17 protein-coding genes and 2 pseudogenes are annotated in these 17,557 nt (G+C 62.6%); 12 read left to right on the top strand and 7 right to left on the bottom strand.

Translation table 11 applies throughout. The features are described from left to right. The first annotated feature begins 111 nt into the window (after positions 1-111). The 6 genes from R4823_RS01610 (at position 112) to R4823_RS01585 (ending at position 6,033) form a co-directional block, all read left to right on the top strand. Entirely contained in the window at positions 112-1,005 is an 894-nt protein-coding gene (locus R4823_RS01610) for a LysR family transcriptional regulator (protein ID WP_338617127.1), read from the top strand. A 231-nt stretch (positions 1,006-1,236) separates the two neighbouring features. Further along, positions 1,237-2,247 (top strand): cupin domain-containing protein, encoded by a 1,011-nt coding sequence (locus tag R4823_RS01605; protein WP_338617126.1) that lies wholly within the window; start codon positions 1,237-1,239, stop codon positions 2,245-2,247. 52 nt (positions 2,248-2,299) lie between these two features. Continuing rightward, positions 2,300-3,066, top strand: a protein-coding gene (locus R4823_RS01600; RefSeq protein ID WP_132979729.1) for an IS5 family transposase whose coding sequence is annotated in 2 segments (ribosomal slippage) — positions 2,300-2,615 and positions 2,615-3,066 — 768 coding nt in all. Because the reading frame shifts where the segments join, the coding sequence is not laid out codon by codon here. A 69-nt stretch (positions 3,067-3,135) separates the two neighbouring features. Next, positions 3,136-4,029, top strand: a complete 894-nt coding sequence (locus tag R4823_RS01595; protein ID WP_338617125.1) for a fumarylacetoacetate hydrolase family protein — start codon at positions 3,136-3,138, stop codon at positions 4,027-4,029. Positions 4,030-4,055: 26 nt separating this feature from the next. Beyond that, positions 4,056-5,033 carry a tripartite tricarboxylate transporter substrate binding protein gene (locus R4823_RS01590; protein WP_338617124.1) on the top strand — a complete coding sequence of 326 codons (978 nt, stop codon included), beginning with the start codon at positions 4,056-4,058 and terminating at the stop codon, positions 5,031-5,033. Positions 5,034-5,058: 25 nt separating this feature from the next. After that, complete coding sequence (locus R4823_RS01585; RefSeq protein ID WP_338617123.1) at positions 5,059-6,033, top strand: tripartite tricarboxylate transporter substrate-binding protein; 975 nt, start codon at positions 5,059-5,061, stop codon at positions 6,031-6,033. Between the two features lie 164 nt (positions 6,034-6,197). On the opposite strand, the gene R4823_RS01580 is transcribed toward R4823_RS01585, so the two are convergent. After that, the gene (locus R4823_RS01580; RefSeq protein WP_338617122.1) at positions 6,198-6,602 is read right to left on the bottom strand and encodes a LysR substrate-binding domain-containing protein; all 405 of its coding nucleotides are present in this window, start codon (positions 6,600-6,602) and stop codon (positions 6,198-6,200) included. On the opposite strand from R4823_RS01580, the gene R4823_RS01575 reads away from it, so the two are divergent. The 6 genes and pseudogenes from R4823_RS01575 to R4823_RS01550 all read left to right on the top strand — a co-directional run. Then, the gene (locus tag R4823_RS01575; protein ID WP_338617120.1) at positions 6,580-6,945 is read left to right on the top strand and encodes a transposase; all 366 of its coding nucleotides are present in this window, start codon (positions 6,580-6,582) and stop codon (positions 6,943-6,945) included. The two genes, R4823_RS01580 and R4823_RS01575, sit on opposite strands and share 23 nt — an antisense overlap. Then, positions 6,942-7,274 carry an IS66 family insertion sequence element accessory protein TnpB gene (gene tnpB / locus R4823_RS01570; protein WP_338617118.1) on the top strand — a complete coding sequence of 111 codons (333 nt, stop codon included), beginning with the start codon at positions 6,942-6,944 and terminating at the stop codon, positions 7,272-7,274. The genes R4823_RS01575 and tnpB overlap by 4 nt, the downstream gene beginning before the upstream one ends. A gap of 102 nt (positions 7,275-7,376) precedes the next feature. Beyond that, on the top strand, positions 7,377-8,399 hold the full coding sequence (gene istA / locus R4823_RS01565) for an IS21 family transposase (RefSeq protein WP_338617117.1): 1,023 nt from the start codon (positions 7,377-7,379) through the stop codon (positions 8,397-8,399). Beyond that, the gene (gene istB, locus R4823_RS01560) at positions 8,396-9,226 is read left to right on the top strand and encodes an IS21-like element helper ATPase IstB (RefSeq protein WP_338617115.1); all 831 of its coding nucleotides are present in this window, start codon (positions 8,396-8,398) and stop codon (positions 9,224-9,226) included. The genes istA and istB overlap by 4 nt, the downstream gene beginning before the upstream one ends. After that, positions 9,153-10,306 (top strand): IS3 family transposase gene (locus R4823_RS01555; protein ID WP_243724652.1). Its coding sequence is split into 2 segments (ribosomal slippage): positions 9,153-9,420 and positions 9,420-10,306, totalling 1,155 coding nucleotides; the frame shifts between segments, so codons are not numbered across the junction. Before istB ends, R4823_RS01555 begins: the two co-directional genes overlap by 74 nt. A 38-nt stretch (positions 10,307-10,344) precedes the next feature. Continuing rightward, positions 10,345-10,713, top strand: a pseudogene (locus R4823_RS01550) (transposase); the annotation flags it as partial. Positions 10,714-10,761: 48 nt separating this feature from the next. Here R4823_RS01550 and R4823_RS01545 read toward each other — a convergent pair. The 6 genes and pseudogenes from R4823_RS01545 to R4823_RS01520 form a co-directional block, all read right to left on the bottom strand. Next, positions 10,762-11,496: pseudogene (locus R4823_RS01545) on the bottom strand (IS256 family transposase); the annotation flags it as partial. A gap of 135 nt (positions 11,497-11,631) precedes the next feature. Continuing rightward, positions 11,632-12,678 carry a Fic family protein gene (locus tag R4823_RS01540; protein ID WP_338617114.1) on the bottom strand — a complete coding sequence of 349 codons (1,047 nt, stop codon included), beginning with the start codon at positions 12,676-12,678 and terminating at the stop codon, positions 11,632-11,634. Between the two features lie 345 nt (positions 12,679-13,023). Next, positions 13,024-14,235, bottom strand: a complete 1,212-nt coding sequence (locus tag R4823_RS01535; protein WP_338617112.1) for an integrase arm-type DNA-binding domain-containing protein — start codon at positions 14,233-14,235, stop codon at positions 13,024-13,026. Between the two features lie 194 nt (positions 14,236-14,429). Then, on the bottom strand, positions 14,430-15,521 hold the full coding sequence (ychF, locus tag R4823_RS01530) for a redox-regulated ATPase YchF (RefSeq protein ID WP_279817226.1): 1,092 nt from the start codon (positions 15,519-15,521) through the stop codon (positions 14,430-14,432). Positions 15,522-15,614: 93 nt separating this feature from the next. Beyond that, positions 15,615-16,604, bottom strand: a complete 990-nt coding sequence (locus R4823_RS01525) for a tripartite tricarboxylate transporter substrate binding protein (protein ID WP_338617110.1) — start codon at positions 16,602-16,604, stop codon at positions 15,615-15,617. Further along, entirely contained in the window at positions 16,601-17,494 is an 894-nt protein-coding gene (locus R4823_RS01520) for an alpha/beta hydrolase (RefSeq protein ID WP_132979744.1), read from the bottom strand. The genes R4823_RS01525 and R4823_RS01520 overlap by 4 nt, the downstream gene beginning before the upstream one ends. Positions 17,495-17,557: the final 63 nt, after the last annotated feature.

Raw genomic sequence — 17,557 nt, 5'->3', positions numbered from 1 at the left:
ACTTTCACGGGAAGCATTGTTAGCCACGCCACCTCCAACTACAAGACTGAAACCGTCAATGCTAGTATGCAGAAACGGCATGAATAAGGCGTGATTCCCCCCCGAGCAAGTATGGACATTACCCAGATACGGCACTTCGTGCGCGTGGCGGAAACCGGCAGCTACATCAAGGCTGCAGATCTTCTCAACGTGGCGCAGTCCACGCTCAGCCGCCAGGTGCGGGCACTGGAAGTGGAACTTCGCGCAAGCCTGTTCTACCGGCACGGCCGCGGCGTGTTGCCCACCGAAGCAGGCAAGAAGTTCCTGGAATACGCGCGCGCAACCCTGCACACCATCGACTCCGCCGTCATTGCGGTGCGCGACTCAGAGGCGTCCTACTCCGGCCAGCTGGTGCTGGGCATGCCCAATAGCGTGGGCCGGATCTGTCTGTCGACCGTCGTTCCCCGCCTGATGGAGCGCTTCCCGAGAGCATCCATCAGCGTCATAGAAAGCATGTCGAGCGCGCTATACCAGGGCGTTCTGCTGGGACACATCGACTTCGCCTTCGTGCACAACCCGACGGCGTCCCCCAACATCCGGATTCTGCCGGTGGCGTCCGACGAGCTCTACCTGATCGGCCCCCGCCCCGCCGGCCCCGACCCAGACCGCGTAAGGCTGGCGGAACTCGCGCACGTACCCCTGATACTTCCTCATGGCAATCACGCAGTGCGTGTCGCCGTTGAAACTGCCGCGGCGCGCCAGGGCGTGACCGCCAACATCGCCCTTCAGGTCGACGCGTTCTATCCCAGCATTGAACTGGTGGCCAAAGGCTTGGGCTACTCCATCATGCCGGGAATGCTCGAAAAGGCGGCTCGCCTGCCGTCACTGTCGTGGCAGAAGATCACCGACCCGGTCCTGGAAAACGCCACTTGCATGGTGCTGCCGTCGCAGCCGGCGCGCAACCCCCTGCATGCCGACGCCGCCGAGCTCGTGCGCAGCACCCTGATCGAAATCCTCGCACGCTGAACGCGGGCGTAGACCTGTCCGCGGGCCAAGCCTGCGAGGCCGACCGAAGCCGCGTTGCCACCAGCCCGCCCGCCGGGCCAGATTCCCGTCCGCATGCGAAACGGAAACGCGTCCTGGCCGCGATGCAGGTCTCGCATAGCTGTATTGAGACTTTTCATATTGCTCCGGCGTCGACGATCCCGAAGAATACCGGCTACCTGTCAAACCTTTAACCGCGAGGGCCGACCAACCATGAGCCAGTCCACCGGCCAGCCTTCCGCGCTGTGGCGCTCCGCGCATCTTGCGCCGCTCTGGGAAAGTCCCAATGCGCACAAGCCGCCTCCCGGCCCCGCCGCGCCCCACATCTGGCGATGGGCCGAAACCCGTCCCCTGGTCCAGCTGGCATTCGAAGAAACCTCGCCCAGCGCCGTACAACGACGCGTACTGCAAATGCTGAGCCCGCATTCGCGCTCGGTGGCCGACGAGTTCACGTGCGGCAACGTACTGGCCGCCCTGCAATGCCTGCTGCCTGGCGAAACGGCCAGACCACATCGCCACACCATGAACGCCTTGCGTTTCATGCTCGAGGGATCCGGCGCGGTAACGCTGGTCGACGGCAAGGCCTGCGCCATGGAATTCGGCGACCTGGTGCTGACGCCCGGCATGTGCTGGCACGAGCACCGGCACGATGGCACCGAGCCGGTGGTCTGGCTCGATGTGCTCGACGTCCCGCTGCATCACTACCTGGGAACAGTGATTTTCGAGCCTGGCCCGATTCCCGCGCCCCCGGCGACCGTGGACGACCGGGCGTTCGCGTCGCCCAACATCGTGCCGGACAGCGTCGCCGCAAGCGGCAGCCATTCACCTGTGTTCCGTTATCCCTACGCCGACGCCGTTCGCGCCCTGTCGCACGCGCCACTGGCGCGCGACGGCGTACGACGCGTCCGCTACGTCAACCCAGTGAATGGCGAAGGCGCGATGCCCTTGCTGGAAAGCACGATGATCGAGGTGCCTTCCGGCAGTCCCACGCCGGCCGCGCGCACCAACGCCAACCTGGTCTGCACCGTCGTCGAAGGGCATGGCGAAAGCCGCATCGGCGACACCACCATTACCTGGCAACCTCGCGACGTATTCACCATCCCGCAGAACAACTGGGCATCGCACCTGAGCCTTGGCACAGACGCCCGGCTGTTCGTCGTGTCCGATGCCGACGTTCTACGGCGCCTGGGCATTTTGTCCGAAGACGTGCAAGCCCCGGCCTAGGGCCTGTTAACACTAATTGCGTCACAGGCCAAGTTGATGGACTATGTGGTCCATGGAGATTACATCTGAACAATTTGCGCTCGTAGAGCATTGTCTGCCGAGACAGCGAGGCAATGTGAGCATGACCAACCTGCAGGTAGTCAACGCGATGCTCTACGTGGCCGAGCATGGCTGTAAGTGGCGAGGCTTGCCCAAGCGCTTCGGAAACTGGCACACCGTCTACACACGCATGCGCCGCTGGTCCAAATCCGGAGTTCTGGATCGAATGTTCGAAGAATTGCAGTGCTTGCAAGTGGTGCGCATCAAGATTGAAGCCGTCTCGTTGGACAGCACAAGTGTCAAGGTGCATCCCGATGGAACCGGTGCGTTAAAAAAAACGGTCCGCAGTCCATCGGGAAGTCTAGAGGCGGATGGAACACCAAGATTCATATGGTTGCCGCGGATGCTCGAACGGCCGTGACGTTCTGTTTATCGCCTGGCCAAGCTGGCGATGGGCCGCAAGGTCGGCGCTTGCTCGAGAGCCTGGGCCGCACGAGTCGACCTGTGCACTTGCTCATGGATATGGCCTACCAAGGGGATGAGACTATTCAATTGGCTCTTGATCTCGGATTTATTCCAGTGGTTCCGCCCAATCCGCAGCGGCTGAACCCATGGGAATACGATCGCGCAATGTACAAACGGCGTAACGAAGTCGAGCGACTGTTCCGCCGCTTGAAGGGATTTCGGCGAATTTTCTCCCGATTCGAGAAGCTCGATGCGATGTTCCTGGCTTTCCTTAACTTCGTCCTCGTCGCCGATGGCCTACGAGGTTTGTGTTAACAGGCCCTAAAGGATTCAGCGCGCCGTGCTGGCCCCGGGTCTGCCCCCATCCGTTATTGAAGATCACCCATGAAAATCTGCTGGTACGATGACCAACGCCTCGGCGTCGTAGACAACGGCCGCGTCCACGACGTTACCGCTGCGCTCGCCGCCCTGCCTCCCGCGCGCTATCCTGCCGCCCCTGGCGACCTTCTGGTCGCCCACCTTGATCGGCTCCGGGCAGAAGCGCAACGCCTGTTGCCCGGCGCGACGAGCAAGCCGTTGGACCAGGCCCGCTTTCTAAGCCCTGTTGCCAACCCGAACAAGATCATCGGCGTGCCGGTCAATTACGACGACCACGTGGCCGAAGCCAACGCCGACAAGGCAACCTTCACCGACCGGTTCCAAGGCAGCATCGAACAGCAGGGCCTTTTCCTCAAGGCCACCAGCTCTCTGGTGGGACCGGCCGAGGGCGTCCACGTTCGCTTCCCGGAACGCCTGACCCACCACGAACTGGAACTTGCCGTCGTCATCGGCTCGCTGGCGGCAAACGTTGGTGAAGACGACGCCCTGAACCACGTGGCCGGCTACGCCATTGCCCTGGACATGACGGTGCGCGGGCCTGAAGACCGTTCCATGCGCAAGTCTGTCGACAGCTACTCGGTGCTCGGGCCCTGGCTGGTCACGGCAGACGAAATCGCCGACCCGCAGGCGCTGGACATCCTGCTGACGGTGAATGGAGAACTGCGCCAGCAGTCGAACACTGCGCAAATGATCATGCGCATCAGGCGCCAGATCGCGTGGGCCTCCAGCTTTTACACGCTTTACCCGGGCGACATCATCATGACCGGCACCTGCGCCGGCGTTGGACCGGTCGTGCCCGGCGACGTGGTGCACTGCTCGATCCAGGGCGTGGGCACCATGGATGTGCCAATACATGCGGCAACCGCTGAACCACGTGGGCCGGTTGTTGAAACCAACTGAACACAACGCTTTTCAGGAGACAAGCAATGCTTCGTAGAACATTCATCATTGGCGGCGTCGCCGCCGCCCTGCTCGCCGCTCAGGCCCCACTACATGCGCAGTCGGGCAACGCCCAGCCGCTCTTGATCGTGGTGCCATACGGCCCCAGCGGACTGCCCGACAGCCTGGCCCGTATCATGGGCCAGAAGATCACCGAGAACACCGGGCGCCCCGTCATTGTCGAGAACAAGGCCGGTGCCAGCGGCATCATCGGCGCCCAGTACTTCATGGGCCGCGCAGCGGCCGATGGCAATACCGTCTTCCTGATCGATGACAACACCTACGCGATCAACCCGGCTGTCTACCCCGACCTTCCGTACAAACCGGCGGTCGACTTCACTCCGGTGACGCAAGCCATCGAAGGCCCGATGTACCTCGTGGCCAACACCGGGGCGAACATCGACTCGGTGCAAAGCCTCATTTCCCAGGCCAAAGCCAAGCCGAAGGCCATCAATTATGGCTCGCCGGGCAACGCCACCATCCATCACCTCGGGATGGAACAAATCGCCCTCATGTCGGGCATCGAAATGGTCCACATTCCCTACAAGGGCGTGGCGCAGTCCACCCCGGGCCTGCTCTCGGGAGACGTGTCAGTGATGTTCGTCTCGCTGAGTTCGGTTGCTCCGCACGTACAGGCCGGCAAGCTGCGGCTGCTGGCGGTCGGGTCAACGGAACGCTCGCCGCTCACGCCCGACATTCCCACGGTCTCGGAATCGGGGCTGCCCGGAGTCAAAGTCGCCTCCAACATGGGTTTCGCCGTCCGTGCCGGAACGCCGCCCGACGTCGTTCAGCGCCTGAACGAAGAGATGGTGAAAGCCCTGAAGTCGCCCGACGTGACCGAGAAGATCGAAAAGCTGGGCGTTCGCGTGGTGGCCAACACGTCGGAAGAGTTCTCGCAGCAGATCAAACACGACCAGGATTTGTTCAGCCGCCTGGTCAAGCAAACCGGACTCAAGGTCAATTGACCCCAAACGTCCCTACAAAAGCAACATGAAATCCAGACGCAACTTCCTCGCCGCACTGTTTGCCTGTATGACCATGGGCGGCAACGCCCTGGCCGCTGACGGCTTGTCGGACAAGCCGATACGCATCATCGTGCCTTTCGCCGCCGGCGCCAACTCGGACGTCGTCACCCGGATGATTGCCCAGCAGGTCACCGACAACGGCGGGCCCTCGTTCTTCATCGACAATCGCCCAGGCGGGGGCGGGACGGTGGGCGCCGTGGCGGCAAAGCGCGCAGAGCCCGACGGCCATACCCTGTTCGCCGCCAACATCGCCACACACGCCGTCCTGCAGTCGATTCAAAGCCTGCCCTACGACCCGGTCAAGGACTTTCGGCCCATCACCGAATTGTTCTATTTCCCCACCTACCTGATCGTGCCCGAACGCCTGCCCGTGAAGTCGGTGAGCGAGCTGATCGCACTGGCTAAGGCCAAACCCGACGGGCTCAGCTTTGGCTCGCAAGGCATTGGTTCCACCCCGCACCTGCTCGGCGCCATGCTGCAGCACGAAGCCGGCGCGAACCTGGTGCACATTCCCTATGCCGCCGGCGGCGGCCCGATGAACATCGACCTGGTTGCCGGCCGCCTGGACATGGTCTTCAGCACCTATGCCTCGATGAACCCGCACCGCGAATCGGGCAAGGTCAGGTTCCTGGCCATTGCTTCGTCGAAGCGGTCGGACGTCGCGCCCGAAGTGCCCACCCTGGCCGAAGCCGGCTATTCCGGCGTGGAGCTCGACAACTGGTTTGGCCGGGTTGCCCCGGCGGGCACGCCCGACGCGGTCATCGATGAACTCAACCAGCTCTTCGTCAAGGCCGCGAATGACCCCGCCATCGTGGCCAAACTGAAGGAACAAGGCATCACGATGGCCACGCAGTCGCCAGCCGAGTTCGGCGCCCTGATGGCCGCCGACGCGGAACGCGTGGCGAAGGTGGTTAAGGCGACGGGGATCAAGCTGGATTGATTCTGAGGGCGCGTGCTATGCGTTGGATAGGGCGCGCTAGCGGACCGTTGCTGGCCCTTCACGGGATAGTCAGCGAGTGAGTGCGGTCCTCGGCGGTTATCGGCATACACCGCAACGCCGGGAACCGGGTGGACCGCGTCCCGGGTCGCTGATCAAAACAACCGTCAATCGTCATTCTTCAGCGCTTCCCTGACCACTTCGCGCAGCCATTTGTTCGCTGCGTCGTGGTGTAGCCGCTCGTGCCAGATCTGCTTGATCTCGACCCTGGGGCTGGAAAACGGCAGCGGGTAAACGCCAATGTCGGACTGAACCCGAAAGGCTTCAACCAGGTCGGTCGGAATCACCGCGAACAATTCCGTGTTGGGAATAAGAGTCAATAGGCTCAGGTAATGCGGGACGGTGAGTACCGTTCGACGCTCGATACGCAGTTCATCCATCGCCCTTTCAACCACTTCCTGGCTTCGCCCTTCCGTAAGCGGCCGGTGATCCCATCTAGGCGAGACTAAGGCTAATTGAGTAGCGTCCACTATTTTTAAGCGGACACCTATGACTCCTACCGATTTAGCCATCCAAGAGTCTTTGACTCCCCGTCGGCCGCCCCGACGCTCCTACTCCAAGGCCTTTAAGGCACAACTCATTGCGGAGAGCCGGCAAGCGGGCGCCTCCATTGCTGGCGTCGCTCTGGCGCATGGCGTAAACGCGAATCTACTGCACAAGTGGATCCGCGCCGCGCGCTCGCACAGCAGCGAGGTCACGCCGTCCTTCGTTCCCGTCGCACTGAGTCAGTCGTTATCAAGTTCGGACCAATGCATCGAACTACAGGTTCGCCGAGGTGATGTGCAGGCCACGATTCATTGGCCTGTTGCCGCTGCCGATGCATTCCTGCCTTTGTTGAGAGAGTGGTTGCGGTGATTCGCGTCGATGCCATTTGGATGGCGACCGAACCTCTCGACATGCGGGCCGGGCCCAACACGGCGTTGGCTCGTGTCGTGGCGGTATTTGGTGCGGCTAAGCCGCACCACGCGTACTGCTTTGCTAACCGCCGAGCTGATCGCATGAAGGTATTGATTCATGACGGCATTGGCGTGTGGTTGTGGGCTCGGCGGTTGAACCGCGGCAAGTTCGTCTGGGCATCAAGCTTCCAAGATAACGTCGCCTTGGATCTGGAACAGTGGGAAGCGTTGATCCTCGGTTTGCCATGGCAACGCGTCGGCTCAAGTGGAGCGATCTCGGTTTTATGAGTTGCGCAATCCGGTAAGTTGTCAGCGCCGAAGTAATACTGACCCCTGGCGCCGAGGTAAAACTGACCCCCTGGGCGATGATGGCGGCTTTTGGCCGCCAAGATGTTGACCCAGGAGCAATCATTGGAGATTCGAGTACTGGCCCGTCAGGGCCACGGCATCAAGGCGATCGCGCGAGAATTGGGCATGTCGCGCAACACAGTCAGGCGATACTTGCGCGGTGAGGCGACGCCTCCCAGCTACGGCCCGAGGGCTGCGCGGCCACGCAAGCTGGACCCGTACACGCAGTACCTGCGACATCGCATCGAGGCGGCCCATCCGCACTGGATTCCGGCGACGGTTCTTCTGCGCGAGATCCGGGAACACGGTTACATGGGCGGCATTAGTCAGCTGAAGGCGTTTCTGGCGCCGTTGAAGGTTCATCCCGCCGAGCCCGTGGTGCGGTTCGAGACCCCACCCGGCAAGCAGATGCAGGCCGACTTCACGACGATACGGCGAGGCCGCCATCCGCTGAAGGCCTTCGTCGCCACGCTGGGCTACAGCCGCGCGACCTTCGTGCTGTTCTCCGAGCGAGAGGACAGTCCGGCTTGGCTGCGAGGTCTACGCGAGGCGTTCGTGTATTTTGGCGGCGTTGCGGAAGAGGTTCTTTTTGACAACGCCAGTACGGTAGTCACCGAACGGGATGCATACGGCCAGGGTCAACATCGCTGGCACCCAGCACTTGCCTCGTTGGCCGATGAGTTTGGCTTTCGTCCCAGGCTGTGTCGACCCTATCGAGCCAGAACCAAGGGCAAGGTCGAACGGTTCAACGGCTATCTGAAGAGCAGCTTCGTCACCCCGTTGGCTGCGACGCTGAAGACGGCCGGCCTGCTCCTCGATGTCGATACGGCCAATGCCCATATCGGCCGCTGGTTGGCAGAGGTGGCGCAGCAACGCATCCACGGCACGACGGGTGAGAAGCCCGAAGTGCGCCTTGCTCACGAGCGACATAGTTTGATGAGCCTGCCCAGGGCGATCGCTACGCCCCCGGCCATTGCCGTAAAAATTGCAGGTACGGTGATTCCGCACGAGAGCCTGCAGCATCCGCTGTCGGTGTACGGCGCCTTGCTGGAGCATGCCGCATGAACCTGCAGCACGCACGCATCGCCGAGCTCTGCATCCAGCTCAAGCTCGAGCGCATCGCGGCCGACTGGGCCCACCTTGCCCAGCAAAGCGCCGACGGACAGGCGAGCTTCGCCGACTTCCTGGAGAAGATCCTGAGCGGCGAGCACCAGGCAAAACTGGAGCGCAGCCGCTCGACCTTACTGAAGATGGCAACGTTGCCGGCAGTCAAAACGCTGGAGCAGTACGACTTTGCCTTCGCCAGCGGCGCACCCCGTGCGCAGATTCAGGAGCTGGCCAACCTGGCATTCATCGACCGTGCCGAGAACATCGTCTTGCTCGGACCCTCCGGCGTGGGCAAGAGCCACGTGGCCATTGCCCTGGCATATCGCGCCACCTTGGCCGGGGTGAAGACCCGCTTCATCAGTGCCGCCGACCTCATCCTGCAGCTAAACGCGGCACATCGCCAAGGACAGCTCAAGCAGTACTTCAATCGTGCCGTGCTCGGCCCACGTCTGCTCGTCATCGACGAGATCGGCTACCTGCCCTTCGGGCGCGACGAAGCAAATCTGTTCTTCCAGGTGGTAGCCAAGCGCTACGAGCGAGGCAGCATCATCTTGACCAGCAACCTGTCCTTCCCTCAATGGGCCAGCGCCTTCGCCGACGACCAGACGCTCACGGCAGCCATGCTCGACCGCCTTCTGCATCACGCTCACTGGGCTTGCCCCGTTACTCCGGACAGATCAGATGGCATGATCATGCCTGGAGAGCGAAGCGATGGCACGAAACAGAAGACATTTCACGGACGAGTTCAAGCGCGAGGCGGTGAGGCTGGCGGAACAGCCCGATAGCAACGTATCGGGCGTGGCTCAGGACCTGGGTTTGGATCCCAGCGTTCTACGGCGTTGGGTCGGGCAGATGCGCGGCGGCACATGGGAGCCGACGCCCGGCAAGGCGCTCAAGAGTGCCCAGCAGCAGGAAATCGAGCAACTACGGCGGGAGCTGGCCAAGGTCAAGACCGAACGAGACATATTAAAAAAAGCGGTCGGATACTTTGCCAAGGACCAGACATGAAGTATCCGTTCATCGCCCGGCATCGGGCCGTCTGGTCGGTCAGCGAGCTATGCCGAACCTTGGGCGTGTCGCGCAGCGGCTTTTATGAATGGCATGGCCGCTCGCCCAGCGCTCGGGAACAGGCCAACGAGCGATTGATCGGCCGTATCCGAGAGAGCTTCCAGTCCAGCGATCGGACGTATGGCAGCCCTCGGGTATGGCGGGATCTGCGCGCCTGGGGCGAGCACTGCGGCAGGCATCGTGTGGCGCGTCTGATGCGCCGGGCAAACCTCGTGGCACGAACCAAGCGCCGTCGTCACCCGTCGGATGCGGGGCCAAGATCGGCTCATGCCATTGCCGCCAACGTGCTGGATCGAGACTTTACGGCCCGCGCGCCCAACCAGAAATGGGTGGCCGACTTCACCTATGTCTGGACAGCAGAGGGCTGGCTCTACGTGGCGGCCGTCATGGACTTGTACTCACGACGTATCGTCGGCTGGTCCATGCAGGCCAGCATGACGTCGCAATTGGTGACCGACGCCCTGATGATGGCGTTGCATCGGCGAGGCCGCCCGCGCGAAGTCCTGCACCACTCCGACCAGGGCAGCCAGTACACCAGCGAGCAGTTCCAGATGCTGCTGGCCGATGCTGGGATCGTGTGCAGCATGAGCAAGCGCGGGGACTGCTGGGATAATGCCGCCATGGAGAGCTTCTTCTCCACGCTGAAAACCGAACGGCTGAGCCGACGGATTTACCGGTCCCGCGATGAGTGCAGGGCCGAGGTGTTCGACTACATCGAGCGGTTCTACAACACAAGGCGCCAGCACTCAACGCTGGGATACGTCAGCCCCATGCAGTTCGAGGCGGCGGTTTGTTAGGTTAAACAACCTGTCCGGAGAGGCGGGGCAAGCCCACCCTGTATCGCTGGCTGCTGGCGCAACGACAACGTGTACCTGATGGGTCGGGTACGGCAAAGGCGATAGATTACAGCCTTAAACGGTGGCAAGCTTTAACCCGCTACCTAGGCGATGGCGACGCACCTATCGATAACAACTGGATTGAAAACCGCATCCGGCCGGTCGCCCTTGGCCGTTCGAACTGGCTGTTTGCCGGCTCCTTGCGCGCGGGAAAACGGGCAGCGGCTGTCATGAGTCTAATCCAGTCAGCGCACTTGAACGGCCACGACCCCTACGCCTATCTGAAGGACGTGCTCACGCGTTTGCCTACGCAAAAGAACCATCAAATTGCGGAGCTACTACCGCAAAACTGGCAGCCCCTGATCTGAGCGCGATCTAGTAGACGCGTGTCAATACGAAATTACCGGACGCATACGAATGTCCTGGCAGCCGCGCGACTTCAGTTCATTGAACACCTTGAGCCAGAACTTGGCGCCCTCGGTCTGCTCGATCCACAGGCCCAGCACGTCGCGCTGGCCGTCGGCCTGGATGCCCAGCGCAAGATACACCGCCTTGTTGCTGACCACGCCGTCGCTGCGGATCTTGACGCGCAAGGCATCGAAGAACACCACCGGGTACATTGCCTCGAGCGGGCGGCTCTGCCAGGCGATGGTCTCGGCCATCACCTCGTCAGTGACGGAACTGATGAAGTCGGGCGAGACCTCGGTGCCGTAGCTCTCGGCCAGAAAGGCCTGGATCTCGCGCACGCTCATGCCGCGCGCGTACATCGCGATGATGCGCTCGTCGAACCCGGTGAAGCGCCGCTCGTGCTTCGGGATCAGGATCGGCTCGAAGCTGCCTTCGCGATCGCGTGGCAGATCCACGCGCACGGGGCCGCGATCGGTAAGGAGGGTCTTGCCGCTTGCTCCATTGCGTTCGTTGGCCTGCTCGGGCGGCTTGGCCTCGCCGGGCCGGTAGCCCAGGTGCAGGTTCATCTCGGCGCCCATGGCCCGCTCGATGATGGCCTTGTTGAAGGCCAGCATCAGGTCCTGGACTTCGCTGGGGGTCATCGGCCCCTTGACCAGCTCGTCGAGCAGTTCCTTGGGAAGCTCAGGCAGTGGCCCTCGAGCGGCCGCCTGCGCGGCAACGGTACGCTTCTTCTTCATCGGCATATCCATGGTCTTTAATCCTCATGATATGCCTCGCCCACAAAATTCCGGATAGGCTCCGCGCCGGTCCTGAGGGTCTGCTTGAGATCGTCGCCCAGCAAGCGGCTGATGTTGTCGATCAGTTCCATCGTGCTCCCCTTACGCTCGCTTGATCCATTTCGCGCCTCGCCCCTTGCCAGTCGATTCGATCAATCCCTCTGACTTCATCGCCCGCAGCACCAACCGCACCATATCCCGGCTCACGCCTGGGCAGGCTTCTTCAACCTCGGAAATCGAAAACGGCAGACTGCGACCCAAGACGTCTGCGCGTACCCGGTCGCCCTTGCTGCCACGGCCTCGCTCGATGGTCCCGACACGCTCCTCGAACTCACGGTAGGCCCGCAGCAAGGCACCCCAGAAGTAGTCGAGCCAGGGTTTAACGTCGTGCTGCCCCTGGTGCCATCCCTGCGAACTGGCTTCCAGCGTCTCGTAATAACCTTCCTTCGTGTCCTCGAAGATGCGTTCCAAGCTGATGTAGCGACCCACGACATAGTCGAAGTGGTAGAGCAGCAGCAGGGTCAACAAGCGGGACATGCGACCGTTGCCGTCCGGGAAGGGGTGGATGCACAGGAAGTCGAGCATCGCCAACGGCACCAGTATCAACGGGTCGGCCAGGTGCTGGTCCAGCGCGGTGGCGTAGCGCCCTGTCAGATCAGCCATGGCCATCGGGGTTAGATGCGAAGCCACCGGCTGGAAGCGCAGACGCGAAGGGCCATCCGGGTGACGTTCGATGATGTCGTTATTGGTAGCCTTCCAGTGCCCGCCCGCCTGCGGCATGTAGCGGTATAGCAGGGTGTGCAGTTGCAGCACTACGCCTTCGCTGAAGGGCATGTGCGCGGCCGATTCGTGGATCAGCGCCAGGGCGTCACGGTAGCCGGCGATCTCCTGTTCGGAACGGCTCTTTGGCGTTGCATTGCGGATGACCAGAGACTTCAGCCGCGAAGGTGCGACGACAACGCCTTCCAGGCGGTTGGATGACTCGGTGGATTCGACTACCGCGATCTGGCGTAGCCCTTTGAGGGCTTCGGGCGACTGCGCGGCGTAGAGTTGCTGCTTACCCTGGTACTCGCCCAGTGTGCGCAACGTGGCGGCCTGGGTGCCATCGAAGCGAAGCGCGGCGAGGTACTCGGGTGTGAGCGAATGCATGGAAATGTAAACTCAGGCTGTCTAAATGGGGTAATCATAGCCGTTAAATGGGGCATTGGCTCTAAAAATACCTCATTAACGGTGTTTGACTACCCCATTTCCTGAGCACAACAGCGGTCGTGAGGGGCCGGCATGGCTGACTGGGAAGGAAATAGATAACACGAGCAATAAAAGGGTAATAAATTACAAATTACCCCATTTGTCCTATTGTTTACCCCATTTCCAGGTTCAACCTAGGGCAAAGGCAAACGGCAAGGGAACGGCCCTCAAGGGACAACGGCCCTATCCAGAAAAGGAAAAGGCCGTTCTGCCCGCTCGCTGCTGCGATACCCGGCCAAACCGTCTCTATGCTGTGCCGCAGCGCTCCGCCGCACTCAGATAGTCCGCCCAGTCCTGCAACAGCGTCCTTCTCTGATCCAGCAGCAGCGCCTTGTTGTATGTCGCCCGCACCTTGTTGCTTTCCACGTGGGCAAGCTGCCGCTCAATCGCATCAGGCCGGTATCCGTTCTCATTGGCCCAGGTTGAAAAGGTCGTCCGCCAGCAATGCGGCGTCGTGCCCCGGCCCAGGTACATGTCGCGCATCGCGTAGGTGAGCCGGTTGGGCGTAGTGAAGCCCTTTCCGCTTCGGTGCGGAAACAGATAGCGCCCGCCACCTGTGATGTGCTGCAAATCTTTCAGCACCGCTATGGCCTGCGTGGATAGAGGGCTGACATGGTCGCGCCGCGCTTTCATCTTCGCCGCAGGCCGACGCCACAGAGCATCCTCAAAGTCGAACTCGCCCCACTCGGCATCCGCCGCTTCCCCAGGACGGCAAGCCGTCAGAGCAATCAACCGCAGACACAAAGAGGTTTCCGGATAGCCCCGATAGCCGCGCAACTCCTGATAGAACTTCTGGATTTGCTCTCGCGTCATCGCCGCCTTGCTCTCGCTGAACGGCACGCGTAGCAGCCCGCGCAGGCTGGGAATTGGATTTGCCTCGACCAGCCCCCGCACCACCGCGAACTCAAAGATCGCCGAAAGATCACCTTTGACATGGATGGCCGCCCACGCACCATGGGCCTTGCATTCCTCCAGCAACGGGCGAATCTGCTTCACGCCAATGTCGCTCATCGGCATCCCATCGAACTTGGGTGACAGGTACTTCCTGATGCGGGACTCTTTCGTGCGGTAGGAACTGAGCGCAAAGACAGGCTTGATCTCGGCCAGATACGCCTGTGCCACCTTGGCAAACGAGCTTTCACGAGCGCGCTTGCGTTCCTCCAGCGCTTCGAGGTTGCGCTGCTTGACCTGCTGCCGTTCATGGGCAGGGTGGATTCCTTGCTTGACCAAGGCACGCGCCTTCTCGCGGGCCGCACGCGCCTCAGCAAGGCTTACTTGAGGAAAGCCGCCAATGGCAAAGAGGTTCTCCTTGCCTTGCAAGCGGTACTTCCACCGCCAGAGCTTGCCGCCGGTGGGCTTGACCAGCAGGAACAAGCCCCCGCCGTCTGAAAGTTTCCAGTCTCGATCAGTCGATTTGGCCGACCTGGCCTTGAGGTCGGTGAGTAGATTTTCGGGCATCGTTGGACTCCACTGCGGGGAAAAGTACCCCCACGGTTGAACACGAGTACCCCCAACGCTACCCCCGAATTTTCTGGACCTCGATGAACAATAGGAACGCTCAGCAGACCGTATTGTTGGGCAAACCCTTGATTTAAAAAGGCCTGCTCAATCCACCAAGCGCTACCGAACGCTCCTGAGATCCGAAAAAATCGTCAGACGTTGAACAGGAAGTTCATCACATCGCCATCCTTGACGATGTACTCCTTCCCTTCCGCCCGCATCTTGCCGGCTTCCTTCGCGCCCGCCTCGCCCTTGTACTGGATGAAGTCGTCGAACGCGATGGTCTGCGCGCGGATGAAGCCGCGTTCGAAGTCGGTGTGGATCACGCCCGCGGCCTGCGGCGCGGTGGCGCCGATGGGCACAGTCCAGGCGCGCACTTCCTTGACGCCCGCGGTGAAGTAGGTCTGCAGGCCCAGCAGCTTGAAGCCGGCGCGGATCAGGCGGTTCAGGCCGGGTTCTTCCATGCCCATGTCGGCCAGGAACACCGCACGGTCCTCGTCCTCCATCTCGCCCAGTTCGGCCTCGATGGCGGCGCAGATGGCCACGGTGGGCGCGTTCTGCTTGTTGGCGTAGTCGACCAGCTTGTCCAGCAGGGGGTTGTCGGTGAAGCCGTCTTCCTTGACGTTGCCCACGTACATGGCGGGCTTGGCGGTGATGAAGCACAGCGGCTTGATCAGGGCCTTCTCGTCGGTGGACAGGTCCAGCGCGCGGATGGGCTTGGCCTCGTTCAACTGGGCCACGCACTTCTCCAGCACGGCCACCAGCTTGGCGGCGTCCTTGTCGCCGGCACGGGCGGTCTTGGTGTGGCGTTGCACGGCCTTTTCGGCGGTCTGCAGGTCGGCCAGCGCCAGTTCGGTCTCGATGACCTCGATGTCGGCAATGGGATCGACCTTGCCCGAGACGTGGACCACGTTGGGATCCTCGAAGCAGCGCACGACGTTGACGATGGCGTCGGTTTCGCGGATGTGGGCCAGGAACTGGTTGCCCAGGCCCTCGCCGGTGCTGGCGCCGGCCACGAGACCCGCGATGTCGACGAATTCGACGGTGGCGGGCACGACGCGCTCGGGCTTGACGATGGCGGCCAGGGCGTCGAGCCGCGGGTCGGGAACCTCGACCACGCCGACGTTGGGTTCGATCGTGCAGAAGGGGTAGTTTTCCGCGGCGATGCCGGCTTTGGTCAAGGCGTTGAAAAGTGTGGACTTGCCGACGTTGGGCAGGCCCACGATGCCGCACTGGAGGGCCATGGGGGAAACCTATGTTGTCATGGAAAGGAGCTGGGGGCATTGTACCGCCCCCACCCCGGGTGCAGCCCGGCCGCCCCTGCCCCCTTGGCGCGCTTACTCCGCCTTGATGTCGGCCTTCTGGATGATCCCCTTCCAGACGGCGGCCTCGCGCTCGATCTGGGCGCCGAACTCGGCCGGGGTGTTGCCGACCGCGGTCAGGCCCAGTTTCTCGAATTGCTGGGCGATCTCGGGCTTGGCCACGGCGGCCTTCACGGCATCGGCCAGCTTGCGGACGATGGCGGGGTCGGTGCCCACCGGGGCGGCCAATCCCCACCAGTTGCCGGCCACGAGGTCGGGCAGGCCCTGCTCGGCGGTGGTCTGGACCTGGGGCAGCGCGGGCAGCCGCTGCGGCGCCGCCACGGCCAGGGGCTTGAGCTTGCCGCTGGCAATATGGCCCGCCACGGTGCTGATGCCGGCCGAGGCGAAGAAGATCTGGACGTCGCCCGCCAGCAGCGCCTGGACCGCGGGCGGCGAGCCGCGATAAGGCACGTGCACCAGCTCTATGCCGGCGGACTGCGCGTACAGCGCGCCGATCAGGTGAGGCGCCGTGCCGCTGCCCGGCGTGCCGTAGTTGAGCTTGCCGGGGTTCTTCTTGGCGTAGGCGGTCAGTTCGGCCAGGTTGTTCGCCGGCAGGCTGGCATTGACCACGATCACCGCCGGGGCGTTATTGATGACGGTGACGGGCACGAGGTTCTTGGCCGGGTCGTACCGCAGCTTGGCCAGGTACTGGTTGGTGACGAAGTTGTTGGTGGCGCCCAGCAGCAGCGTATAGCCGTCGGGCGCGGACCGCACCACGTCCTCGGCGCCGATGTTGCCCGACGCCCCGCTCTTGTTGTCGATGTAGAAATTCGCGCCCAGGCGGGCCTCGAGTTCCTGCTGGACGATGCGGAAGGTCACGTCGCCGGCGTTGCCTGGCGCGTAGGGCACGACCACGCGTATGGGCCGCGACGGCCAGTTGTCGGCGGCGTGCGTGGCGGTGCCGAAGGCGCACAGCGCCAGGGCCGCCGCAAGCGCGCGGCGGGGCATGTCGGAAAGGCTGCTCATGTCGGGGTCCTCCGTTGGTCGGGGCGGGCGCCGCTCCCCTCGATCAGCTGCATGACGGCGCGATACAGGGTGCTCGACCGGTCGCACAGGTCGAGGATCACATCGAAGTGATGGCGGCCTTCGAAGACATGCTCGGAGGCCAGCAGGCCGCGTTCGCGCCAGTAGCGGGCAACGTCCCCGCTCTGCCTGCGGAACTCGTCGGTATCGCCGCGGGCCACCGCCACCACGACCGGCGTGCGGCCGCTGGGCTCGTTGGTCAGCAGCGAGAACTCCCGCACCTGCTCCGGCGTCAGATGCAGGCGCTGGTTGCGGTAGGACAGGCGCACGGGTTCGAGATGGCCCAGTCCGCTGACCAGCACCGCGCCCGCGAAGTCGTTGCCCGGCAGGCCGGCCGCTTTCCAATCATGGGTCAGGCACTGGGTGACGAGGTGGCTGCCCGACGAATGCCCGATCAGCACAATGCGCGAAGGGTCGCCGCCATGCCGGGCGATGTTGCGCACGATCCAGCCGATGCCTTCGCGCACGGCCGCGACCATCTCGGAGAAGGGAACCTGCGAGGCCCGGGGAAAGCCCAGCGCCACGTACATGCAGCCATCCCGGACGAAGGCGGGCGCGGCGAAGGCGCTTTCTTCCTTGTTCTGCCCCAGCCACGCGCCGCCGTGCACATAGACGACGACGGGATGGGGACCAGCGCCGGCCGGCGCATAGATGTCCAGCCGGGCATCCTCGTGGGCGCCCCAGCGCAGGTCATGTCCGGTGCGGAAGGGAACGGCCTCCAGGCTCAGACGCGCGCCCTCGTCCAGGGTCTGGCGGAAGGTGGGACAGTAGCGCTGGTTGTCGTACTGGTAGTCCAGCGCCTCCTGGTCGTAGTCTCCAAAGACTGCTTTCATTCATGCATTCCGATACGGGATCTGCCCAAGGTAGCAAAGGGCATTCTTTTTCAGAATTGAATT

The sequence above is a fragment of the Pigmentiphaga sp. CHJ604 genome (assembly GCF_036972535.1).
GTDB lineage: Bacteria > Pseudomonadota > Gammaproteobacteria > Burkholderiales > Burkholderiaceae_B > Pigmentiphaga > Pigmentiphaga daeguensis.
Note: the sequence above shows the minus strand (reverse complement) of the source record. Positions and strands in the feature narration are given on the sequence as shown.